This window comes from Donghicola sp., from assembly GCF_025210255.1.
Lineage (GTDB): Bacteria > Pseudomonadota > Alphaproteobacteria > Rhodobacterales > Rhodobacteraceae > Donghicola > Donghicola eburneus.
Genome location: NZ_JAOARZ010000042.1, coordinates 63,941 through 85,666 on the forward strand (window position 1 = coordinate 63,941; position 21,726 = coordinate 85,666).

Annotated in this window: 21 protein-coding genes; 12 read left to right on the forward strand and 9 right to left on the reverse strand. The window is 60.3% G+C overall.

The window, feature by feature from the left end:
• Complete coding sequence (locus N4A58_RS18735) at positions 1-3,372, forward strand: efflux RND transporter permease subunit (protein ID WP_293712617.1); 3,372 nt, start codon at positions 1-3, stop codon at positions 3,370-3,372.
• Here N4A58_RS18735 and N4A58_RS18740 read toward each other — a convergent pair.
• Positions 3,369-4,166 carry a protein-disulfide reductase DsbD domain-containing protein gene (locus tag N4A58_RS18740; RefSeq protein ID WP_293712619.1) on the reverse strand — a complete coding sequence of 266 codons (798 nt, stop codon included), beginning with the start codon at positions 4,164-4,166 and terminating at the stop codon, positions 3,369-3,371. The genes N4A58_RS18735 and N4A58_RS18740 overlap by 4 nt on opposite strands.
• A gap of 105 nt (positions 4,167-4,271) precedes the next feature.
• Here N4A58_RS18740 and N4A58_RS18745 point away from each other — a divergent pair, with 105 nt between their 5' ends.
• Complete coding sequence (locus N4A58_RS18745) at positions 4,272-4,841, forward strand: YqgE/AlgH family protein (RefSeq protein WP_293712877.1); 570 nt, start codon at positions 4,272-4,274, stop codon at positions 4,839-4,841.
• Here N4A58_RS18745 and N4A58_RS18750 read toward each other — a convergent pair.
• Entirely contained in the window at positions 4,838-5,785 is a 948-nt protein-coding gene (locus tag N4A58_RS18750; protein WP_293712620.1) for an L-threonylcarbamoyladenylate synthase, read from the reverse strand. The two genes, N4A58_RS18745 and N4A58_RS18750, sit on opposite strands and share 4 nt — an antisense overlap.
• Positions 5,786-5,902: 117 nt before the next feature.
• Between N4A58_RS18750 and N4A58_RS18755 the strand changes: the two genes are divergently transcribed.
• The 4 genes from N4A58_RS18755 to N4A58_RS18770 all read left to right on the forward strand — a co-directional run bounded on the left by N4A58_RS18755 (position 5,903) and on the right by N4A58_RS18770 (position 9,539).
• On the forward strand, positions 5,903-7,618 hold the full coding sequence (locus tag N4A58_RS18755; RefSeq protein ID WP_293712622.1) for an acyl-CoA dehydrogenase: 1,716 nt from the start codon (positions 5,903-5,905) through the stop codon (positions 7,616-7,618).
• The gene (locus N4A58_RS18760) at positions 7,615-8,652 is read left to right on the forward strand and encodes an MBL fold metallo-hydrolase (RefSeq protein WP_293712623.1); all 1,038 of its coding nucleotides are present in this window, start codon (positions 7,615-7,617) and stop codon (positions 8,650-8,652) included. Before N4A58_RS18755 ends, N4A58_RS18760 begins: the two co-directional genes overlap by 4 nt.
• Positions 8,653-8,745: 93 nt before the next feature.
• Entirely contained in the window at positions 8,746-8,880 is a 135-nt protein-coding gene (locus N4A58_RS18765; RefSeq protein ID WP_293712625.1) for an aa3-type cytochrome c oxidase subunit IV, read from the forward strand.
• Positions 8,881-8,900: 20 nt separating this feature from the next.
• On the forward strand, positions 8,901-9,539 hold the full coding sequence (locus tag N4A58_RS18770) for a hypothetical protein (RefSeq protein WP_293712626.1): 639 nt from the start codon (positions 8,901-8,903) through the stop codon (positions 9,537-9,539).
• Here the strand turns inward: N4A58_RS18770 and N4A58_RS18775 are convergent.
• The 4 genes from N4A58_RS18775 to greA form a co-directional block, all read right to left on the reverse strand.
• On the reverse strand, positions 9,536-9,868 hold the full coding sequence (locus N4A58_RS18775; protein WP_293712628.1) for an AzlD domain-containing protein: 333 nt from the start codon (positions 9,866-9,868) through the stop codon (positions 9,536-9,538). The two genes, N4A58_RS18770 and N4A58_RS18775, sit on opposite strands and share 4 nt — an antisense overlap.
• Positions 9,869-9,870: 2 nt before the next feature.
• Complete coding sequence (locus N4A58_RS18780) at positions 9,871-10,581, reverse strand: AzlC family ABC transporter permease (protein ID WP_293712630.1); 711 nt, start codon at positions 10,579-10,581, stop codon at positions 9,871-9,873.
• Positions 10,582-10,726: 145 nt separating this feature from the next.
• Positions 10,727-11,743: a hypothetical protein gene (locus tag N4A58_RS18785; RefSeq protein WP_293712632.1), complete on the reverse strand. Its 1,017-nt coding sequence runs from the start codon at positions 11,741-11,743 to the stop codon at positions 10,727-10,729.
• Positions 11,744-11,753: 10 nt separating this feature from the next.
• Positions 11,754-12,224: a transcription elongation factor GreA gene (gene greA / locus N4A58_RS18790; protein ID WP_072707922.1), complete on the reverse strand. Its 471-nt coding sequence runs from the start codon at positions 12,222-12,224 to the stop codon at positions 11,754-11,756.
• 402 nt (positions 12,225-12,626) lie between these two features.
• Here greA and N4A58_RS18795 point away from each other — a divergent pair, with 402 nt between their 5' ends.
• From N4A58_RS18795 to N4A58_RS18805, 3 genes are all read left to right on the forward strand, one after another.
• Positions 12,627-14,279 carry an electron transfer flavoprotein-ubiquinone oxidoreductase gene (locus N4A58_RS18795; protein WP_293712634.1) on the forward strand — a complete coding sequence of 551 codons (1,653 nt, stop codon included), beginning with the start codon at positions 12,627-12,629 and terminating at the stop codon, positions 14,277-14,279.
• Between the two features lie 111 nt (positions 14,280-14,390).
• Positions 14,391-16,070 carry a tetratricopeptide repeat protein gene (locus tag N4A58_RS18800; protein WP_293712636.1) on the forward strand — a complete coding sequence of 560 codons (1,680 nt, stop codon included), beginning with the start codon at positions 14,391-14,393 and terminating at the stop codon, positions 16,068-16,070.
• Positions 16,060-16,893 carry a 4-(cytidine 5'-diphospho)-2-C-methyl-D-erythritol kinase gene (locus N4A58_RS18805; protein ID WP_293712638.1) on the forward strand — a complete coding sequence of 278 codons (834 nt, stop codon included), beginning with the start codon at positions 16,060-16,062 and terminating at the stop codon, positions 16,891-16,893. Before N4A58_RS18800 ends, N4A58_RS18805 begins: the two co-directional genes overlap by 11 nt.
• 7 nt (positions 16,894-16,900) lie before the next feature.
• Here N4A58_RS18805 and N4A58_RS18810 read toward each other — a convergent pair whose 3' ends face one another.
• Positions 16,901-17,902: a polyprenyl synthetase family protein gene (locus N4A58_RS18810; RefSeq protein WP_293712640.1), complete on the reverse strand. Its 1,002-nt coding sequence runs from the start codon at positions 17,900-17,902 to the stop codon at positions 16,901-16,903.
• A gap of 56 nt (positions 17,903-17,958) precedes the next feature.
• Here N4A58_RS18810 and N4A58_RS18815 point away from each other — a divergent pair, with 56 nt between their 5' ends.
• The 3 genes from N4A58_RS18815 to N4A58_RS18825 all read left to right on the forward strand — a co-directional run bounded on the left by N4A58_RS18815 (position 17,959) and on the right by N4A58_RS18825 (position 19,215).
• Positions 17,959-18,168, forward strand: coding sequence for a DUF2007 domain-containing protein (locus N4A58_RS18815; protein ID WP_072707912.1), 210 nt, complete (start codon positions 17,959-17,961; stop codon positions 18,166-18,168).
• Positions 18,158-18,916: a methyltransferase gene (locus N4A58_RS18820; RefSeq protein WP_293712642.1), complete on the forward strand. Its 759-nt coding sequence runs from the start codon at positions 18,158-18,160 to the stop codon at positions 18,914-18,916. The genes N4A58_RS18815 and N4A58_RS18820 overlap by 11 nt, the downstream gene beginning before the upstream one ends.
• Before the next feature lie 131 nt (positions 18,917-19,047).
• On the forward strand, positions 19,048-19,215 hold the full coding sequence (locus N4A58_RS18825) for a DUF465 domain-containing protein (RefSeq protein ID WP_293712644.1): 168 nt from the start codon (positions 19,048-19,050) through the stop codon (positions 19,213-19,215).
• Positions 19,216-19,699: 484 nt separating this feature from the next.
• On the opposite strand, the gene phbB is transcribed toward N4A58_RS18825, so the two are convergent.
• Entirely contained in the window at positions 19,700-20,422 is a 723-nt protein-coding gene (gene phbB / locus N4A58_RS18830) for an acetoacetyl-CoA reductase (RefSeq protein ID WP_072707908.1), read from the reverse strand.
• 74 nt (positions 20,423-20,496) lie between these two features.
• Positions 20,497-21,672, reverse strand: a complete 1,176-nt coding sequence (locus N4A58_RS18835; protein WP_293712646.1) for an acetyl-CoA C-acetyltransferase — start codon at positions 21,670-21,672, stop codon at positions 20,497-20,499.
• Positions 21,673-21,726: the final 54 nt, after the last annotated feature.

Consider the following 21,726-nt stretch of genomic DNA (forward strand, 5'->3'; position numbering starts at 1 on the left):
ATGCAGGGGGCAGGGCGCGGGATCCTTTCGTATTTTACTCGTCATGGGACGGCGGCGAACCTGCTCTTGGTGATCCTGCTGGCCTCTGGTCTGCTCGCCATCCCGCAAATGCGGGCGCAATTCTTTCCCGATGTGGTGGTCGATGATCTGGATGTCTCGATCACGTGGGATGGGGCCGGGGCCGAGGATGTGGATGGCGCGATCGTCCAGCTCCTGGAGCCTGTGTTGCTGGCGGTCGAAGGAGTGACTGACGCGTCATCGTCCAGCCGCGAGGGTGGGGCGACGATCACGCTCGAATTCGAACCGGATTACGACATCGACCGTGCAGTAGACGAAGTGCAGTCCGCACTCGACCAAGTGAACGACCTGCCCGAAGACGCCGAGGACCCGCAAGTGGTGCGCGGCGGCTGGCGAGATCGCGTGACCGATGTGGTAATCACCGGTCCGATTGGGGTGGATCAGTTGGCTCGCTTTGCCGATGAATTCGTGGTCCGTCTATTCGATTCAGGTGTCACCCGCACAACGATCCGAGGCGTCGCTGCCCCGCAAACCTTGATCGAGGTGCCGTCTTATCAGCTGATTGCCCATGACCTGAGCATGGCCGAAATCGCCTCTGCCATCGCAGCAGAAGTCAGCGCAAACCCCGCGGGCGACGTGGACTCGGTGAACGCGCGGGTTCGGACTGGGGTCGAAAAACGCGGTGCAGACCAGATCGCCGCGATCGTGCTGAAATCCAATCAGGACGGAACCTCGCTGACCGTCGGCGATGTGGCTGACATACGGGTCGAAGGCGTCGACCGAGCGCGCACCTATTTCGTAGGCTCTGATCCGGCGATCACAATCCGTGTGGACCGATCGCCTACAGGCGACGCCATCGGCATCCAGCGCAGCGTCGAAGAGGTGGCGGCGCAGATGCAGGCCACCTTGCCCGAGGGCACGACGATTGATCTGATCCGCACGCGGGCCGAAGCGATCACGGGACGTCTGAACATTCTCCAAGAGAACGGACTCATGGGGTTGGGCTTGGTTGTTCTGTTGCTGTTCCTGTTCCTGAACGCGCGCATTGCGTTATGGGTCGCGGCGGGCATTCCGGTGGCGATGCTGGCCGGGATCGCGCTGATGTATGCCTTTGGGATCACGATCAACATGATCTCTCTCTTTGCGCTGATCATCACATTGGGCATCGTGGTGGATGACGCCATCGTGGTTGGTGAACACGCGGATTTCCGTGCCCGAAGGCTGGGAGAGGACGCCGTCACAGCAGCAGAAAACGCGGCACGGCGGATGATTTTGCCGGTGTTTGCGGCGACAATTACGACCGTCACGGCGTTTTTTGGACTGGTCACGATTGGCGGTCGGTTTGGTGAGTTGATCGCAGACATCCCGTTTACGGTGATTGTGGTGCTGATCGCTTCGATCGTGGAATGCTTCCTGATTCTGCCCAACCACCTGTCCCATGCGCTGGCGCATACGGCCCAAAACCACTGGTACGACTGGCCCTCGCGTCAAGTGAACAAAGGTTTCCGCTGGGTGCGCGATGTGGTCTTTCGCAGGGTGATGCAGGCAGTGGTAACCTTGCGCTATCCGGTTCTGGCTTTGGCGATCCTGCTCCTGGCGTCGCAGGCGGCGCGGTTTATCTCTGGCCAGGTGACATGGCGGTTCTTTAACGCGCCAGAGCGGTCGAGCGTGTCGGGCAACTTTGTCATGATCAATGGTGCGGATCGCAGCGATAGCATCGAGATGATGCGCGAACTGCAGCGCGCCACCGAGGCTGTCGCGAGTCGGTTCGAGGGCGAGCATGGCGTGAACCCCGTGACTTATGCGATTGCCGAAATCGGGGGAAACACAGGTCGTCCGATCTCTGGCAGTGGTGACAAGGACAGCGATCTGCTCGGCTCTATCGCGATTGAACTCGTGGATGCCGACGCGCGCCCCTATTCGAGTTTTGAATTCGTGGCCGCCCTGCAGGAAGAGGTGAACCAGCATCCCCTGGCCGAAATTGTCAGCTTCCGTGGCTTCCGCTCAGGGCCAGGAGGGGATGCGCTGGACGTCCAGTTCTACGGTGCCACGGCCGAAACCCTAAAAGCCGCGTCCGAGGCGCTGAAGGATGCGCTGATCCAGTTTCCCGAAGTCTCAGCGGTCGAGGACAATCTGGCTTACGACAAGCAAGAATTGGTGCTGGAACTGACTGCCCAAGGGCAGGCGCTGGGGTTTGATATCGACAGCCTTGGCACCGTGATCCGCAACCGTCTGAACGGGATTGAGGCGGCGAGCTACCCCTTGGGGCCGCGTAGCGCGACCATTCGCGTAGAATTGCCCGAAGGTGAAACAGCTGCTGATTTTCTGGACCGGATGATGATGCGGACGGCGCAGGGCGAATATGTGCCCTTGTCGGACATTGTTTCTGTCACCCGCCGCGATGGATTTTCTACAGTCCGCCGCGAGAACGGGATCCGACTTATTTCGATCACAGGCGATGTTTCCGAGGATGACCCCGCCCGTGCTGCCGAAATCCAGAGCATCATGGAGCAAGACATCCTGCCGCAAATCGCGTCGGAGTATCAGGTGGAGTTCCGAATCGCTGGCCTGTCAGAGCAAGAAGACGAGTTTTTGTCCGATGCGCGGACGGGTCTGATTCTGGTTCTGCTGACGATTTACCTGATTCTCGCTTGGGTCTTTGCCAGCTGGTCGCGCCCCTTGGTGGTGATGAGCGTGATTCCCTTTGGTCTTGTCGGGGCGATCTGGGGGCACTTCATCTGGGATGTGCCGCTGTCGATGTTCACTGTTGTCGGCCTTCTTGGGATGACGGGGATCGTGATCAACGACTCGATCGTTCTAGTGACCACAATCGATGAATACGCCAAGGAGCGTGGGATCATTCCTTCGATCATCGACGGGGCTACCGACCGGTTTAGGCCCGTTCTGCTCACCACGCTCACCACGGTTCTCGGACTTGCGCCGTTGCTTTACGAGACCTCAGCCGATGCGCAGTTCCTGAAGCCTACGGTGATCACGTTGGCCTACGGTCTTGGCTTCGGGATGTTCCTCGTGCTGCTGGTCGTGCCGGCGCTGATAGCAATCCAGACTGATATCGGTCGTCTGATGGGGGCAGCGCGCACTGCGAGCAAAGCTTCTCGTGCGCCAGTCGTGCAGCGGGGCACACAGTTGACGGCTTTGGCGATTTTCCTGTGGGGGGCTTTGACGATCGGTTGGGTGGCTGTCACCGGCGCTGCGCTGCCGCAGGTAGCAGCTGTGCTGCCGATGGTTCAAAGCATGGGCGGCGCGTTTGTGGTTTTTGCAGTCGGAACGATGGTGCTGACCCTGATCGGGTTTGGGCTGACGGCGTCAATGATGGGCCGCCGCGCGGCTTAATCGCAGCCGTGCACTTCGACCGCGTAGTCGCTGCCAAGCACAGTAAAGGTGATCGCCGAACGGTCGATCATCATGCTGCTGCCGGAGATCGCGCTCAAATCCGCAGAAATGTGCAGGGTGTTCCCCGCGCGGCGCGTTTCAGCCGGATCGACCCAAATGCGTGGGTTGTTTACCTCGACCACAGAGCTTTCGCGCGTCCCCGAGGGCGGCATGGCCAATGTTGCGTTTAGGGTCAGTCCAGCGCTGGTGGGTTCCAGATCACAGTCGACGTCGCGAACGCCTGCTTCGGACCGGCTAAACGGGCGAGAGGCCATGGCCGCAGCGATTTTGGGGTCACGGTGACCTTGGAGCGGAAGGTCTGCTGAAAAAGGCAGCGTGACCGGCATGCAGATTTCCTCGCAGACGCCCATATCCACTTGGCCGCGTAAAATGATCGGTTTGCTCGGGTCTTGGGGGACGAGGCGCATGGGCAGCACGAGCCCGTCTTTGTAGCCAATCGTCTTGTAACCACTGCTCTCGAAGACCTCTGGCGCAGGCCAGATGAAGCCGACGGACTTCAGGTTCTCGGACCCACTCCAGTCGAAATAGGGGGGGATTCCGGCCTCGCCCGGCGCACGCCAGTAAGTTTTCCAGCCCGGCGCCAAAGCCACATCCAGCGCCGCAATGTGAGATCCATCAGATTCTTTCCACCCGGACAGGATCTGGTGGTGGATTGTGTCATCGTAACTACCGGCCACAGCGGGCGCGGCAGCACACAAAGCGAGGGTCAGAGAAAGGGCGCGGCTGTGTTTCATCTCTTACAAATGCGATGTGTCCTTGGTTTTTCCAAGTCACATTGCAGCGAGAGAGTGTGTTACAACGCCTTGCCAGTGACAGAAATGCAGCACATGCTGTTCGGTATGAGCAGCAACACCACAGACCTGACCGGCAAACTTCTGATCGCGATGCCAGAAATGGGCGACCCCCGCTTTGAGCGGAGCGTCGTTTATTTGTGTGCCCACTCTGACGAGGGTGCGATGGGCCTGATCGTCAACAAACCGACCGATGATGTGGTCCTCGGCGATCTGCTAGAGCAACTGGATATTCCGCTGGGGCCGTCCACGCGCAACATCATCGTGCACTATGGCGGTCCGGTCGAGCATGGGCGTGGTTTTGTCCTACATTCAAGCGATTACCAGTCGGACAGTGCCACGCTACAGGTCGACTCGCGCTTTGGCATGACGGCCACTGTGGACATCTTGCAAGAGCTGGCGCGGGGCGAAGGGCCGTCTAGCGCTCTCATGGCCCTGGGCTACGCGGGATGGGGGCCAAACCAGCTGGAAGAAGAGCTGCAAGAGAACGGCTGGCTCGTCTGTGATGCCGAGCTGGAGCTGGTCTTTGGCACCGCCGACACGGACAAATGGATGAGCGCGCTGCACTCGATGGGCATCGACGCGCTGAACTTGTCCGCGAGCCAAGGCCGCGCTTAATCGCGAGGGGCTGCGGCGCGGTTCAGGCGGTCATTGATGGCTAAACCCAACCCGTGATTCGGAATCGGCGCGACCGCGATGCCGTGGGGCGCGAGAGCATCCAGAGTGTGGAGCGCGGGGAACAGATTCGTCGCGGCCTCGGTTACGTCGCCGCTTTCCGATAGGTTCAGATCGCATTCCATGTCTCCGAAGCCCAGCAGCAATTCGTCACCTTCGCGGGTGGTCGCGTTCAGGCGGACTTTGGCACCGGGGGCGTAGTGAGAGACCAACTGGCCAGGAGCGGTGATGCCTTCGCCTGCGCCGGCCAAGGGCTGACCCAATGCTTTTTCAGCATCCTCGATCGATAAACCACCGGGGCGCAGCAAGCGCGGGGTGCCGTCATAGACTCCGATGATGGTCGACTCGACGCCGACAGGGCAAGGTCCGCCGTCCAGAACAGCGGCGATGCGGCCGTTCAGTCCGGCCATCACGTGCTCTGCCGTAGTGGGGCTGATCTTGCCCGACGGATTGGCCGAAGGCGCGGCCAAAGGGCAGTCGCTGATGGTCAGAACTTTGCGCGCCAAATCATGGGCGGGTAGGCGGATCGCGACGGTTTCCAGTCCGGCGGTCACAAGCGGCGATAGGCCGTGACCCTCTTTCAGTGGAAGCACAAGTGTCATCGGACCGGGCCAGAAGGCATGGGCCAGTGATTCTGCCATTTCGTTCCAGACCACATAGCGATGGGCGGCCTCGATACTAGGCAGATGAACGATCAGCGGATTGAAACTGGGGCGCCCTTTGGCCTCGTAGATCGCAGCGACAGCGGCGTCGTTTCGTGCATCCCCAGCGAGTCCATAGACCGTCTCGGTCGGTAGCGCGACAAGGCGCCCTTCGCGCAAAAGCTCGCTCGCGTGCTGAACGCCTGCGTCGGTGTCTGGCAAAATCTGGGTGTTTTCTACGACCATAGTTTCTGTGACGCCGCGTTTCAGTTGATGGAAAGAGGGCAACGGATAGGGTTCCCGTTAACCAGACCCATAACGGGGCCGAAGCCCAAGGCCAAGCCCGCTTGAGAGGAGCACGCCATGCCCTATCGCGCGCCGATAAACGAGTTCAGCTTTATTTTCGATAACATCGTCGGTCTCGGCGATGTCACCAGCACCCCTCTGTTCGAGGATGCGTCACACGACGTGGTGACTGCCATTCTGTCAGAAGCCGCCAAGCTGAGCGATGAAAAGCTGGCCCCAGTGAACCGTTCGGGCGACGAACATCACACGGTTTTGGAGAACGGCGTCATGCGTGCGGCCCCCGGATATGGCGAGGCGTACCAAGCCATTGCCGAAGGCGGCTGGGTTGGGATCGCGGCCCGTCCTGAATCGGGCGGCATGGGGCTGCCCATGACCGTGGCAAGCGCGGTGAACGACATGATGGGCGCAGCCTGTCTGTCGCTGCAACTGGTGCCGTTGCTGTCCATGGGACAGATTGAGGCGCTGGAGCATCATGCCTCGGACGCGATCAAGGAACTCTACCTGCCCAAGCTGACCAGCGGTGAATGGACCGGCACGATGAACCTGTCCGAACCGCAGGCTGGTTCGGACGTGGGTGCTTTGGCGACCAAGGCAGAGCCGAATGGTGACGGCACATTCTCGATCACCGGTCAGAAGATCTGGATCAGCTGGGGCGACGCGGATTTTGCGGAAAACATCTGCCATCTGGTACTGGCCCGCCTGCCCGACGCGCCCAAGGGGACCAAAGGCATCAGCCTGTTCATGGTGCCCAAGTTCGTGCCCGACGCAGACGGCAACCCGGGTGAGCGTAACGACCTGCGCGTCGTCAGCATCGAGGGCAAGATGGGCCTGCACGGTAGCCCGACCTGCGTGATGGAATATTCCGGTTCCAAAGGCTGGCTGGTCGGCCCCGAGGGCGGCGGCATGGCGGCCATGTTCACCATGATGAACAATGCGCGCCTCGGCGTCGGGGTTCAGGGTGTTTCGTCGGCCGAAGGTGCCTATCAGCACGCGCTGGCGTATGCGATGGAACGCAAACAGGGCCGCACTCCGGTCGAGGGACCGGGCACCATCATCGACCACGCCGATGTGCGCCGGATGCTGGCCGAATCGAAGTGCGATATCTTTGCGGCGCGCTGTATTGCGCTCGCCTGTGCGGCGGCGATCGATATGGGCAACGCGACCGGTGATGCGGCGTGGAAGGCCCGCGCAGCTTTCCTGACCCCTATTGCCAAGGCATTCGGCACCGAGACGGGCATGCGCGTGTCCGAAACCGGTGTGCAGATCTTTGGTGGCATGGGCTTTGTCGAGGAAACTGGCGCAGCGCAATACTACCGCGATGTTCGTGTGACCGCGATTTACGAGGGCACCAACGGTATTCAGGCCATGGACCTTGTGGCGCGGAAACTGATGGATGGCGGCGAGGCGGCGTATGCCTTGCTGGACGAGATTGAGGCTGATGCAGAAAAGGCCCGCGCGACCCTGCCCGAATTGGCTGAGCCCGTCTGGCAAGCGACGGAGACTCTGCGCGAGGCGACCGAATGGCTGGTTTCTCAGGGCGACTTGCAGGACCGTTTCGCTGGCGCGGTGCCGTTCCTGATGGGCTTTGCCCGTGTGTTGGGGGGCTACTACCACTTGAAGGCCGCGCTGGCCGAAGGGGGCGAGGGCACCCGCAGCCGTCTGGCAAAGTTCTACATTGACCGCCTGCTGCCAGAGCATATCGGTCTGCTGACACATGCACGTCAGGGGGCGGTTGACCTTTATGCGATCACCCACGATGACCTCGTGGCATGAGCGCAAAGACAGGCATCCGTTATCCATTCCCCGACCCGCCCGCCGAAGGCGAGGCCATTGAAATTGCGGAAGGCGTCCTCTGGCTCCGCCTTCCGCTGCCCATGGCGCTGGACCATGTAAACGTCTACGCCCTGCGCGACGCGGACGGCTGGACCATCATCGACACCGGCATGAATAGTCGCCGCACCCGTGCGATCTGGGAGCAATTGATGGCTGGCCCGCTGCAAGGCCTGCGCGTGCAGCGCGTGATCGGCACTCATCACCACCCCGACCACATCGGTCTGGCGGGGTGGTTTCAGGCCAACGGCGCCGAGCTTTTGATGGCTCGCACCGGCTGGCTGATGGCGCGGATGCTGCAACTGGACGAGCAAGAGCGGCCGACAGAAGAAGCCGTCACCCACTGGCAGCGCGCTGGCATGGACGATGCCATTCTGGAGCAGCGCCGGAATGAACGTCCCTTTAACTTTTGCGATATGGTCCACCCGATGCCGCTGGGGTACACCCGCCTTCGGCAGGACGACACGATCCGCATGGGCGGGCGCGACTGGACCGTGCACATCGGCGGCGGTCACGCGCCTGAGCATCTGACTTTTTGGTCCAACGACGACCATCTGGTGATTTCCGGCGATCAGATCATCAGCTCGATCAGCCCCAACGTTGGCGTCTACGCCACCGAGCCAGAGGCGGATCCGCTCGCCGACTGGATCGAGGCCTGTGAGCGGCTGGGTGTGCTTGCCCGAGAGGACCATTTGGTACTGGCAGGGCACAAGCTGCCCTTTACCGGTTTGCCGACCCGCATGCGTCAACTGAAAGAGAATCACCACAATGCGCTGCCTCGTCTGGTAGACTGGTTGGACGAACCCAAAAAGGCGACCGACTGCTTTCCCGTCTTGTTCCGTCGCAAGATCGGGGAGGGGGAATATGGGCTTGCACTGGTTGAAGCCGTTGCTCACTTGAACCATTTGCACCATCAAGGTCTCATTACACGTGATTTAGGGGCGGATGGTGCTTGGCTTTGGCGAAAGGCTGGCTAAAACTCTGCGGCAAAGCACCCCTTCGACGAAGTGGTGACAGGGCCGCTAAAATCGAATAAACGCGGCAGCGACGAACAGGAAAGGACGCCCAAGATGGCTGAACACAAGCAAGGCAGCATGGACATCACTGAACAGGAAAAGACCTTTGACGGGTTCATCAAGTTCTCCAAGAACGCGACGATCCTCATCATCCTGTTCCTGATCTTCTTGGCCCTGACCGGCGCCTAAAGTTTCCCACCGGGGGTTTTATGAAACGTCGTTTTTTCCTGCTGGGTGCACCAGCAGTGTTGGCAGGCTGTGCCGCAGAACCGATTTGGGCCCCCGATAACGAAGTGAACCGCTGGCGGTACCGACATGACGGTCCGCCCGCGATTACCCTTTATACGATGATCAGTAATGATACGGATGCCGGCGCGCACTCGGGGCTGATGATCAATGCCAGCGAGCGGATCCTGTTTGATCCCGCAGGCAGTTACCATTTTGCCGAAACGCCCGAACGCAACGATGTCTTCTTTGGCATCACCGAACGGATTCGCGATTTCTACGAGCGGTACCATTCGCGTGTGACCTTCCGCGTCGTTGCGCAAGAGGTCATCGTGACCCCCGAGGTCGCGCAGACCATCTACAACCGCGCACTGAACTTCGGCGCCGTGCAAAAGGCGAACTGCACCCGCGCGGTCAGCACCGTGTTGCAGGACTTGCCGCCGTTCCAGAACGTGGGTGTGACGTGGTTCCCCAAAACGCTCATGCGCGATTTTGAGGATATTCCTGGTGTCAAAGAGCGCCTGATCTTTGAAACCGATGAGGATAACAAGGATCTGGCGCTCAAGGCATTTAACGCCGAGGCAGAGTTCAACGCCCGTCAGGCGACCAAAGCCGCCAATTAACCCAAGATGTAGAGCAGTGAGTACAGCGTCACCGCCCCGCCTACGATGGCGAGGATGACATTGCGTGTGACGTAGCCCAAGGCTGCGGTTACGAATGCTGCCCCCAGACGTGCGGGGTCCGGCGCTCCGCCCGTTGCGGCGGGGAACAGGATCGCGGGCGCGACCAACCCGGGCAGAACGGCTACGGCGGTGTAGCGCAGATGGCGCAGCACCCATTCGGGGAGTTCGCGGTCTCCAATCAGGCCAAGAAACACAAAGCGCAGGAAATAACTGCCCGCGCCAAGGCCAAAGATCACGATCCAGAGTTTGAGTGTTGGGATGTCGGTCATGATCATGCTGCCTTTGCGGTCACGCGGCGTTCGATTTCTGCGCCGACGGCCATCGCTGTGATGGCGGCGATCAGAAGGCCAAGGTTATAGGGCAGGCCCATGAAGACGAGCGCCAGTACGATCGACGTAAACGCGGCCGCGATATGTGCCAGCGTGCGCAGAGCGGGCGCAATGATCGCGAGGAACGTAATCGGTACGGCAAAATCCAAGGCAAGCCCGTCGGGAATCGAATTGCCGAGCAGTGCACCTGCAATGGTCGAGGCGTACCAAAGGGGGACAACCGAACTGGCAGTGCCAACAAAGTAGGCAAACTTCTGTGATGGCGTCCGGTCGGGGTTCTTTTCGAACTCTAGCACAGAGGTCGCGTAGGTCTGGTCCACCAAGAGATAGGCGGCAAAAGCGCGCTTCCACAGGGGCATGTGGCCCAAATGGGGCGTGATCGACGCGGAATACATCGCCATCCGCAAGTTCACGGCCAGCGCAGAGATGAGCGCAATCGCGGCGGGCAGGTTGTCCGACAGCAATTGGAGCGCCGTGAACTGGGCCGCTCCTGCGATCACGACAACAGAGAAGGCCAGCGCCTCGAACACGTTTAGGCCCGCTTCGGTCGCAACAACACCGAACAGCAGGCCAAAGGGAACAATCACCAAAATGAACGGTGCGCCAGCTTTCATACCTTGGAAGAACTGGCTGCGGTCAGAGACGGCTTGCATGAGGGATCCTGCGGCTATTTTGCCTGAGAATCGCTAGTCCATCATTCGCGCTGATGCAATTAGGCGTGATGATAAAGTTTTGTTGGGTTGATCGTCACAATGCTTGCTTGTGATCTCGCGCCAATGCGCGGTACGGGCTTACAATTTAGTCGAATGTGCCCGCTGCGCGGCCTACTAGCATGAAAGCCCTGGCAGATCGGGTGTCGGCGAAAAGGTTGATTTCCTCGTCGCTTGCATTGTCTGCAAAGCTGGCGAACACCTTGTCGAACCGGCGCAGGAAGTGGTGGGCTGCATCGCGGAAGATCGGGTCTTGGCGCATGCGTCCTGCGGTCAGCGCCAGTGAGGACCGATCCCGAATGCCGCCAAGGGTCGAAACCGCTCCGCCACGTTCGCCTGCCGCAAATTTACGCCACAACTCGGGGCGGGCGCGGTCAGGGCGTAGGTCATCCATGTAGATGCCGTCTTGGCTGAGCAGGGTCAGAATATCTTGGGCCGCTTGGATGAGTTGCGAGGCCTGATGATCCGCGAGCCCGCGGCGCAGGGCGGCGAAGCCCTCTTTGTCATCAGGGGTCTCAGGGAAGTGGAGGGCACGGATGAAGTCTGTGTTCGACAGCGGCTGCGCATCGTCCTGGTCCGAAATCCCAAGCGCTAGGGTCGGCTGATCTTCGGACTCGGAGACACTCGGGGTGGCAGGCAAGGCACGGATCGCATCCATCCGGCGCGAGGACGAGAACATCGCCAACGCGCTCTCGGTTTGCTGTTGGGTGGCGACCAGATCTTCGAGCTTCTTGATCAGGGCGGGGTCTACGCCTGTGTTGCGCGGGGCATGCTGCTGGCTGGCCAGATAGGTCTGACGAATACCATCGATGGCAATCTGAAGGCGCGCCGCCTCTTGGCGCATGATGCGCGCGGAACGGGCCGCGGTTGCGCCGACCCACATCATGCCGATGGGCATGAACACGGCCAGCACTTCGATCACGATGCGCAGGCCGTCGCCGTCATTTTCCGTTTCGATCCCAAAGAAAAAAAGTGCGCACAGGGCGAGCCAGACAATCGTCAGCGCCACGGCGATCCACTCACCGGGGCTGACGTCGAATTTGGGCTCTACATCGCTGCGGTCGTAAAGACCCGGCGGTGTGCTGCCCTGCGTGCTGTTGGACATAGTCGTGTCCTTAGACGTAGGAAATCTTCAGGACTTCGTAGGACTTTTCGCCGCCGGGGGTGCGAACCTCGACGCTGTCACCCTCTTCTTTGCCGATCAGGGCGCGGGCGATGGGCGATTTGATGTTCAGTAGACCCTTTTCGATGTCGGCTTCGTATTCGCCAACGATCTGCCAGGTTTTCTCTGCATCGGTATCCTCGTCGACGACGGTCACGGTCGCGCCGAACTTGATCGAGCCCGATAGCTTGGCCGGATCGATGACATCTGCCAGCGAAATGATGCCTTCGAGTTCCTTGATGCGGCCCTCGATGAACGACTGCTTTTCGCGCGCCGAGTGGTATTCGGCGTTTTCCGACAGGTCGCCGTGTTCACGCGCTTCGGCGATCGCTTTGATGATCGCGGGGCGTTCCACCGACTTCAGGTGCTTCAATTCGCTCTCGAGCGCGGTTGCGCCCGCGCGGGTCATAGGTACTTTTTCCATGGCCTCAGAATCCGTTATCGGCCCTGCCCCTGTCAGGGAGGGCCGGTTTTTAGGGTTACGCTACCTGAACTGAGGCGGGCGGTAATTTCAAGAGCCATATGAATATGGGACGGGATTCCTGCGATTCCCGCGCAAAAGGGCCGGCGTTTCTGCGCGCAACATGAAAGCGGGCCTACATTTTGATAGGAATGCTATGTCTAGGGTGCCTATTTGCTGTGCCTATACTCCGGGGGCAAAAAATAGGCTGTGCTTTGAGTGTTTGTGCTTTAGCAGGGCTTGTGCCGCAATGCCGCATTCAGCCATTTTAACGTCGTGTCGCGATTGACCGGCAGGGCTGATCCTGCGTAACACTGCGCCAAGTTTGAAATATTATTGCGCGAACGAGACAGAGGAGCCAGCAGCATGACCGAGATTGTGCGCGAAGCCATGGAATATGACGTCGTCATCGTTGGGGCCGGACCTGCCGGTCTGTCGGCGGCGATCCGTCTCAAGCAGCTGGACGCCGATCTAGACGTCGTCGTTCTGGAAAAGGGCTCCGAAGTGGGTGCCCACATCCTGTCGGGCGCGGTGCTGGACCCCTGCGGTCTGGATGCCCTGATCCCCGATTGGAAAGAGAAGGGCGCACCGATCAATGTGCCCGTCAAAGAAGACAACTTCTATGTACTAGGTGAGGCTGGCAAAATCCGTGTGCCGAACTTCCCCATGCCGAAACTGATGAACAACCACGGCAACTACATCGTCTCGATGGCGAATGTTTGCCGCTGGATGGCCGAGCAAGCCGAAGAACTGGGTGTCGAGATTTTCCCCGGCATGGCCTGTTCCGAGCTGGTCTACGGCGAGAATGGCGAAGTCAAAGGCGTGGTCGCTGGCGAATTCGGCAAGAATGCCGACGGCACCCAAGGCCCCGGCTACGAGCCCGGCATGGAGCTGCATGGCAAATACGTCTTCCTGTCCGAGGGCGTGCGCGGGTCGCTGTCCAAAGAAGTCATGGCGAAGTACGATTTGTCCAAAGGCCACTGCCCGCAGAAGTTCGGCATCGGCATGAAGGAAATCTGGGAGATTGACCCCGAGAAGCACCGCGAAGGCACCGTGACCCACACTATGGGCTGGCCTCTGGGTTCGAACGCGGGTGGCGGGTCGTTCATCTACCACCTCGACAATAACCAAGTGTATGTCGGCTTCGTGGTGCACCTGAACTACGAAAACCCGCACCTGTTCCCCTACATGGAATTCCAGCGTTTCAAGCACCATCCGATGGTCGCCGAGCTGCTGAAAGGCGGCAAGCGTGTGGCCTATGGCGCCCGTGCGATCTCCGAAGGTGGCTACCAGTCGATCCCCAAAGTGACATTCCCCGGCGGTGCGCTGCTGGGTTGTTCGGCCGGTCTGGTGAACGTGCCCCGCATCAAGGGCAACCACAACGCGATGCTCTCTGGCAAAGCGGCTGCCGAAGCAGCATTTGACGCGATCAAGGCGGGCCGTCAGTCGGACGAGTTGACCAGCTACGAAACTGAACTGCGCGAAGGTGCGATTGGCCAGGATCTGAAGAAGGTTCGCAACGTGAAGCCGCTGTGGTCCAAGTTCGGCCTGACTGCGAGCCTCGCTCTGGGTGGCTTGGACATGCATATGAACGAAAAGTTCGGCAAGTCTTTCCTAGGCACTCTGCGTCACGGCAAAACCGACGCGGCAGCGACCGGCAAAGCGGCGGATCACAAGCCCATCGACTACCCGCGTCCCGATGGTGTTTTGTCGTTCGACCGTCTGACCAACGTTAGCTTCAGCTTCACCAACCACGAGGAAAGCCAGCCTGCGCACCTGCAGCTGAAAGACCCCAGCATCCCCGTGAACGTGAACCTGCCCGAATACGCGGGCCCCTCGGCACGGTATTGCCCTGCAGGCGTCTACGAATTCGTCGAGGAAGAGGGCAAAGACACCCGCTTTGTCGTCAACTTCCAGAACTGCGTGCACTGCAAAACCTGCGACATCAAGGACCCGAGCCAGAACATCAACTGGACCACGCCTCAGGGCGGTGACGGGCCGAACTACCCGAACATGTGATGCCGATTTCGGTGTTGTGATCAAAAAGGGGCGGCCAATCGGTCGCCCTTTATTGCAACAGCCTGCATGCACCCGTAGGCTTGGCGCCAATCAAGACAACAGGAGGCGCCCTTGTCACCACTCCGCCCGTTCGTATTGGCCGCAGCTTTTGCCTGCGCAGGATTGCCAGCACTGGCCCAAGGGGTATCTGGCGCCTATCTGGCCGGCCGCGTGGCGGAGACGGACCGGAACTTCTCTGAGGCGGCGAACCGCTTTGCCGAAGCGCTGGTGATGGACAAGGAAAACCCGCAGATCATGCAGGGCCTCGTCGGTGCGAATATCGCGCTGGGTGAGGTCGACCTGATCGCGCCCGTCGCGCAGGATATGGCCGATCTGGGGGTTGGCAGCCAGTTGGCGCACATGGCCCTGATCGCCCACGCCGCCAAGACCGAGGACTGGGGCACCGTCGTCACCATGATCGAGGACGAGCGCGGTGTTGGCCCGTTGGTCGATGGTCTGAGCCGTGCATGGGCGTTGGTTGGCCAAGGTGAAATGGGCGCCGCGCTAGAGGCGTTCGACGCCGTCTCCCAAGAGGAGGGGCTGAACAGCTTTGGCCTCTATCACAAGGCACTGGCCCTTGCGTTGGTCGGTGATTTCGAGGGCTCTCAGGAGATCTTTGCGGGGCGCCTGCAGATCACACGCCGCGGGGCTATGGCCAATATCGAAGTGCTGAGCCAGCTGGATCGCAACGACGAAGCGATCGAAATGATCGACGCGACCTTTGGCCCCGAACTCGATCCCGCCTTGCGCCGGATGAAAGAACAGATGGCAGCGGGCGAGCGTCTGCCCTTTACCCATGTAGGCAACGCAACGGATGGTTTGGCCGAGGTGTATTTCGCTGTGGCGAGCGCGCTAGAGGGCGAGGCGGGTCCTGATTACACGCTGCTGTATTCCCGTATCGCCAAATATCTGCGCCCCGACCATGTGGATGCGACCTTGTTGTCCGCCGATTTGCTGGATGTGATGGGCCGCTATGATCTGGCCGAAGCGACCTATCGTGAAGTTCCTGAAACCGATCCGTCCTATCATGCCGCCGAACTGGGCCGTGCCGATGCGCTGCGCAGCGCGGGCAAGGAAGATGCGGCGATCGAAGTGTTGCAATCCCTGTCCAAGACCCACAGTGAACTGCCGGTCGTGCATCTGACACTGGGTGATTTCTACCGCGCGGATGAACGCTATGCCGAGGCCGTCAAAGCCTATGACAAGGCAATCTCGCTCTATGAAAATCCGCAGGATGCCCGCTGGTTTGCCTACTACACACGAGGCATCGCCTATGAGCGACTGGGGGAATGGGACAACGCAGAGGCGGACTTCCGCAAGGCATTGGAGCTGAGCCCCGGTCAGCCGCAGGTGCTGAACTATTTGGGCTATTCGCTGGTCGAAATGGGCACCAAGCTGGACGAAGCCCTTGGGATGATCGAGCAGGCTGTTGCGACCTCGCCCAACAGCGGGCACATCGTCGATAGTCTGGGCTGGGTTCTGTTCCAGCTGGGCCGCTACGAGGAGGCTGCCGCGCAGCTAGAGCGCGCCGCGGAGTTGATGCCAGTGGATCCCATTGTGAACGACCACCTCGGGGACGGGTACTGGGCTGTGGGCCGCAAGATCGAGGCTCGTTTCCAATGGCACCGTGCCCTGTCCTTTGACCCCGAAGAAGAGGATGCGGAACGTATCCGCCGCAAGCTTGAGGTCGGACTGGATCAGGTTCTGGCCGACGAAGGTGCGGACCCGATCAAGGTGGCGAATGGCGATTGAGGCTTTTGCGCCCGCCAAGGTCAATCTGACACTGCATGTCACCGGCCAACGGGCGGACGGGTATCATCTGCTGGAATCACTGGTGGTTTTTGTGGGCGTAGGGGACCGGATCACGGTCTCTGAGGCCGATGACCTGCGGTTGGCTGTCACTGGCCCACGTTCGGAAGGTGTGCCCACAGGCCCCGAGAATTTGGTGCACAAGGCGGCTTCGCTCTTGGGCGGCGTGGGTGCCCAGATTGTGCTGGACAAGCATCTACCGGCCGCTGCGGGCATCGGCGGGGGATCGTCTGACGCGGCCGCTACACTGCGGGCGCTCTCGCAGCTTTGGAACGTGGATTTGCCCGCGGACAATGGGCTGAGCCTGGGCGCAGATGTGCCGGTCTGTTTGCGGTCGGCGCCGTGCCTCATGTCCGGCGTCGGAGAGGTGCTGACCGAGGTTCCGGTCTTGCCGCCTCTGTGGATGGTCCTTGTGAACCCCGGGGTCGAGGTGCCGACCCCCGCCGTGTTCAAGGGCCTAGCGCGCAAGGATAACCCACCGATGGCGCCGGTGCCCGCTGGATTGGACGCACCCGCGTTCGCCGCGTGGCTATCTACGCAGCGCAATGATCTGGAGCCTCCGGCGCGTGCGGTTGCCCCAGTGATCACCGAAGTGCTGGATGTCATCGCGGGCGAGGGCGCATTGATCGCGCGGATGTCGGGTTCAGGGGCAACGTGCTTTGGTCTGTATCCCGATGCAGACGGCGCGGCCTATGCCGCAGCGCAGATCAAAGAAAAAGCGCCCGCGTGGTGGGTGGACCACGGGGCGCTGGGGTCTTTCGTTTGATGCGGAATTAGCGGACGCGTTCGACTACGTAATCGGCCAGATCAATCAACATCTGACGGACCGGGCGGTCAGGGAGGACCGACAGAGCCTCTTTGGCTTTGTCCGCCCATGCCAGTGCGTCCTGACGGGTTGCTTCCATCGCGCCGTGCTTGGCTAGCAGGCGCAGAGCCTCGTCCAGATCGCCGTCTTGCTGGTCGCCGTCTTCGATGGTGCGCTTCCAGAAGGCACGCTCGGTTTCGTCGGCAGCAGCCACGGCCTTGATCACGGGCAGGGTCAGCTTCTGCTCGCGGAAATCGTCGCCGATGTTCTTGCCGGTGGCATCGCTGTTTCCGCCGTAATCCAGCAGGTCGTCCACGATCTGGAAGGCAATCCCCAGCGCGTCACCATAGTCGAACAGGGCCTGCTCGTGCGCCTCTGGGGCATCGGCGATCACGCCACCCACCTGGGTCGCGGCTGAGAACAGCGCCGCCGTCTTGCCGCGTACGATCTTGAGGTAGGTGTCTTCGCCGGTGCGCAGGTCTTTGGCTGCGGTCAGCTGCAGAACTTCGCCTTCGGAAATGGTGGCTGAGGCATTTGCCAGAATCGCGAGAACGCGCAGGCGGCCGGTGTCGACCATCAGCTGGAAGCTGCGGGCAAACAGGTAGTCGCCCACCAGAATGCTGGATTTGTTGTCCCAGAGCAGGTTCGCCGTGGGGCGACCGCGGCGCTGCTCGCTTTCGTCAACGACGTCATCGTGCAGCAGGGTCGCGGTGTGAATAAATTCGACGGTGGCTGCTAGGTGGACCGCGAACGGCCCTTCGTACCCGCAGAGATCTGCGGCAGCCAAGGTCATCAGGGGGCGCAGGCGTTTGCCGCCCGCCCCAATCAGGTGCGCGGTCAGATCGGCAATGCGCGGCGCGCTTTCGGACACCATGCGTTCGCGGATCAGTGCGTCCACGGCGGCCATACCATCTGACAGATGACGCGAGAGCGCCTCGTGCGGTTTTTCGGTCGTTTCGTCCAGGCTCATACCATCCCCATCGCGCAGTCTCGACAAAGCGTCATGCGACCTCTTAAGTGTCGTCCATGCAAGAGCTGCTCCGTACCAACGACCCAACCGTGATCGCATTCGCACAGGCTCTCCTGTCTGGCGAGGATATAGACTGCTACACCCTAGACGTAAATATGAGCGTGATCGAAGGCGGCATTGGAATTCTGCCGCGCAGGCTGCTTGTGCGCCGCGAAGACCTATTTATGGCCAGAGCGATTCTACGGGACAACGACATTGAGTGCTGACGAAGATGTGACCCGCGATGCTTTTCTGAGCGGGCAGGTGATGGCGCTTCAGCCGAAAAAAGGCTTTCGATCCGGCGTGGATGCGGTGCTTTTGGCCGCCGCGGTTCCGGCGCGGCCGGGTCAGCGGGTGCTGGAATTGGGCTGCGGAGTCGGTGTGGCAAGCCTGTGTCTGAATGCCCGCGTCGGCGGTTTGCACCTGACAGGCGTTGAACTGCAGGAAAATTACGCAAAGCTAGCGCGTCAGAATGCCACTGCTGCAGGCGCAGAAATGCGCGTTTACGCATCAGATTTAATGGCCCTGCCTGCCGATTTGCGTCAGCAGCAGTTTGATCACGTCTTGGCCAATCCTCCTTATTACGCGGCTGGGTCGCGCCAGCTTGCAAAAGATACGGGCCGTGAGACCGCGTTGGGCGAGGCGACACCGATGCGAAAATGGATCGAGGTCGCAGCGAAAAGGCTAGCGCCCAAAGGTTACGCAACCTTTATCCAGCGTACGGACCGGCTGGCCGACATGCTGGGGCCGATGGCCGAACATCTGGGATCCCTTGAAATACAGCCCCTCGCGCCGCGCGCGGGCAGGGAATCACACCTGGTGATTCTGAGGGGGCGCAAAGATGGTCGTGCACCCTTGTGTATGCATCCGCCGTTGATAATGCACGAGGGTGCGGTACACTTGAACGATGCCGAAGACTATCAGACATGGGCCTTGGACGTTCTGAGGAACGGGCATCCACTCCCTTTGCGTTAATGTCGCTTTGGTTTCTCCATTTAATGCGCAAAAAGATGCCATGGAGATATGTTTGTTGCGTTGCGGCGTGACAAACGAACGAATCTGTGCTGCTATAAATCTGTTACATCAGCAGAGAGGAGTTTTTCTCAATGAACTTGACTTCACACGTTCAGGAACTGCGTCGTAAACATCAAGCGCTGTCGCAGGAGGTGGAATACGAAGTCCGATCTCCGAGTGCGGACATGCTGCGTGTCTCTGAATTGAAGAAGAAGAAACTCGCTCTGAAAGAGCAAATCGAACGCCTGTCGACCCACTAAGGATTATCGACGTGGATCGGGAGTAAGGCACCGATTTACTTGAACAAAGTTTGAATGGGCGCGTGGTAAACGCCCATTCATGGCGGATCCTCCGGCCAGACCCGGAGACGTGCGCGACAGTGGTCAGTACATCTCTAGGGGACGATACATGCACCCCTCTCAATCTATGAACACTGCCGATATGGCGCGCACGACCGACCGCCGTCCTCATGGACATCCCTCTTCCAAATCGTGATGCCGGCCTCGCTTTTGCGGGGCCGGTTTACAGAGCGGCGTAAGCTGCGGCCGGTAGGCCCCATGTCTTCATCGCTCCCTGAAGGTGCGGCACGAAAAGCCGCGTCTGAACTTGCGCCGCTCTAACTCAGTTTGCAAAAATATAGGGGCCGATCGCGCGGACCGGCCCCTGTTTTATGCCAAAACCACGTCTGGTTTTGATATGGTTTGCGTATGGCAAACGTACTGACGTTTGCCACATCCCGCACAATTAGACGAAGAACTGTGCGCCGTTCGCCGAGATGGTCGAGCCGTTGATGAAAGACGCATCGTCCGACGCGAGGAAGACCACGCAGCGCGCGATTTCTTCGGGCTCGCCCAGACGGCCTGCGGGAATGCCCGAGATGATTTTCTCGCGGACTTTCTCGGGGACAGCCATAACCATTTCGGTTGCGATGTAGCCGGGGCAGATCGCGTTGGCGGTGATGCCCTTGGCCGCGCCTTCTTGGGCCAGCGACTTGATGATGCCCAGATCGCCCGCTTTGGTCGCAGCGTAGTTCACCTGACCGAACTGGCCCTTCTGGCCGTTGATCGAGCTGATGACCACAACGCGGCCAAAGCCACGGTCACGCATGCCATTCCACAGGGGGTGAACGGTGTTGAACACGCCGGTCAGGTTGGTGTCGATGACTTCCTGCCACTGTTCGGGGGTCATCTTGTGGAAAGGCGCGTCACGGGTGATGCCCGCGTTTGCGACGACAACGTCGATGGGGCCCAGGTCTTCTTCGACTTTGGCCAGACCCGCTTTGGAGTCCTCGTAGCTGCCGACGTTCCACTTATAGGTTTTGATCCCAGTCTCTTCGGTGAAAGCGGCTGCTTTCTCGTCGTTCCCGGCGTAGGTGGCGGCAACGGTGTAACCGGCCTCTTTGAGTGCTTTCGAAATCGCCGCGCCAATACCGCGCGAGCCTCCGGTGACCAATGCAACGCGTCCCATGTTCTCTCCGTGCGTTAGTAATTTTTTGTCCTAAAGGAATTAGGGCGCGCAATTTTCTTGCGCGCCCATTTGTCTTACGGCCGTTCGAAGCACATGGCAACACCCATGCCGCCACCGATACACAGTGTCGCGAGACCTTTCTTGGCGTCGCGGCGCTTCATTTCGAACAGCAAGGTGTTCAGGATGCGGGCACCGGACGCGCCGATGGGGTGACCGATGGCGATTGCACCGCCGTTCACGTTCACCACGTCGGGGTTCCAGCCCATGTCTTTGTTCACGGCGCAGGCCTGCGCGGCAAAGGCTTCGTTCGCTTCGACCAGATCTAGATCTTCGGCTTTCCAGCCTGCCTTCTCGAGCGCTTTGCGCGATGCGGGGATGGGGCCGGTGCCCATGATCGAGGGGTCGAGGCCAGCGGTCGCGTAGGATGCGATGCGTGCCAGAGGCTCCAGCCCGCGCTTTTCAGCTTCTTCTGCAGTCATCAGCATGACGCCCGCTGCGCCGTCGTTCAGGCCCGAGGCGTTTGCCGCGGTGACCGAGCCGTCCTTGGTGAAGGCGGGGCGCAGTTTCTGCATGGCTTCCATGGTGGCGCCGTGACGGATGTATTCGTCCGCATCAACCACGATCTCGCCCTTGCGGGTTTTGATGGTGAAGGGCACGATCTCGTCCGCGAACTTGCCAGCCTTTTGAGCGGCTTCGGCCTTGTTCTGCGAGGCGACAGCGAATTCGTCCTGCATTTCGCGGGTGATCTGCCACTGGTCCGCCACGTTTTCAGCGGTTTGGCCCATGTGGTAGCCGTTGAACGCGTCCCACAGACCGTCTTTGATCATGGTGTCGATGTACTTCAGGTCGCCCATTTTCTGGCCCTGACGCAGTGCCGCGCAGTGGGGCGACATCGACATGTTTTCCTGACCGCCCGCTGCCACGATGGCCGCATCGCCGAGCATGATGTGCTGGGCGCCCAGAGCAACGGCGCGAAGGCCCGAGCCACACACCTGGTTGATGCCCCACGCGGCGGATTCGATGGGCAGACCAGCGTTGATGTGTGCCTGACGGGCAGGGTTCTGGCCCTGACCGGCGGTCAGAACCTGACCGAGGATCGTCTCCGATACTTCGCTCTTATCGATGCCCGCGCGCTCTACCAGTGCTTGCAGCATGGTGGCGCCCAGTTCGTGGGCGGGGGTGTTTGCGAAAGACCCAAGAAAGCTGCCAACTGCTGTGCGCGCGGCGGATACGATAACTACGTTCGTCATATGCGGTGTCCTCTACCAAAATTCGGGGCAGAGGGCCGTCGAGGCCGCTATCGT

Bases quoted from the DNA above. Each gene is read 5' to 3' on its own strand.
- N4A58_RS18770 (WP_293712626.1), top strand. From the start codon at position 8,901: ATGAAACGTCGTTTTTTCCTGCTGGGTGCACCAGCAGTGTTGGCAGGC.
- N4A58_RS18735 (WP_293712617.1), top strand. From the start codon at position 1: ATGCAGGGGGCAGGGCGCGGGATCCTTTCGTATTTTACTCGTCATGGG.
- N4A58_RS18745 (WP_293712877.1), top strand. From the start codon at position 4,272: ATGAGCAGCAACACCACAGACCTGACCGGCAAACTTCTGATCGCGATG.
- N4A58_RS18740 (WP_293712619.1), bottom strand. From the start codon at position 4,166: ATGAAACACAGCCGCGCCCTTTCTCTGACCCTCGCTTTGTGTGCTGCC.
- N4A58_RS18785 (WP_293712632.1), bottom strand. From the start codon at position 11,743: ATGTCCAACAGCACGCAGGGCAGCACACCGCCGGGTCTTTACGACCGC.
- N4A58_RS18825 (WP_293712644.1), top strand. From the start codon at position 19,048: ATGAACTTGACTTCACACGTTCAGGAACTGCGTCGTAAACATCAAGCG.
- N4A58_RS18765 (WP_293712625.1), top strand. From the start codon at position 8,746: ATGGCTGAACACAAGCAAGGCAGCATGGACATCACTGAACAGGAAAAG.
- N4A58_RS18835 (WP_293712646.1), bottom strand. From the start codon at position 21,672: ATGACGAACGTAGTTATCGTATCCGCCGCGCGCACAGCAGTTGGCAGC.
- N4A58_RS18755 (WP_293712622.1), top strand. From the start codon at position 5,903: ATGCCCTATCGCGCGCCGATAAACGAGTTCAGCTTTATTTTCGATAAC.
- N4A58_RS18750 (WP_293712620.1), bottom strand. From the start codon at position 5,785: ATGGTCGTAGAAAACACCCAGATTTTGCCAGACACCGACGCAGGCGTT.
- N4A58_RS18805 (WP_293712638.1), top strand. From the start codon at position 16,060: ATGGCGATTGAGGCTTTTGCGCCCGCCAAGGTCAATCTGACACTGCAT.
- greA (WP_072707922.1), bottom strand. From the start codon at position 12,224: ATGGAAAAAGTACCTATGACCCGCGCGGGCGCAACCGCGCTCGAGAGC.
- N4A58_RS18795 (WP_293712634.1), top strand. From the start codon at position 12,627: ATGACCGAGATTGTGCGCGAAGCCATGGAATATGACGTCGTCATCGTT.
- N4A58_RS18810 (WP_293712640.1), bottom strand. From the start codon at position 17,902: ATGAGCCTGGACGAAACGACCGAAAAACCGCACGAGGCGCTCTCGCGT.
- N4A58_RS18815 (WP_072707912.1), top strand. From the start codon at position 17,959: ATGCAAGAGCTGCTCCGTACCAACGACCCAACCGTGATCGCATTCGCA.
- N4A58_RS18775 (WP_293712628.1), bottom strand. From the start codon at position 9,868: ATGACCGACATCCCAACACTCAAACTCTGGATCGTGATCTTTGGCCTT.
- N4A58_RS18780 (WP_293712630.1), bottom strand. From the start codon at position 10,581: ATGCAAGCCGTCTCTGACCGCAGCCAGTTCTTCCAAGGTATGAAAGCT.
- N4A58_RS18760 (WP_293712623.1), top strand. From the start codon at position 7,615: ATGAGCGCAAAGACAGGCATCCGTTATCCATTCCCCGACCCGCCCGCC.
- phbB (WP_072707908.1), bottom strand. From the start codon at position 20,422: ATGGGACGCGTTGCATTGGTCACCGGAGGCTCGCGCGGTATTGGCGCG.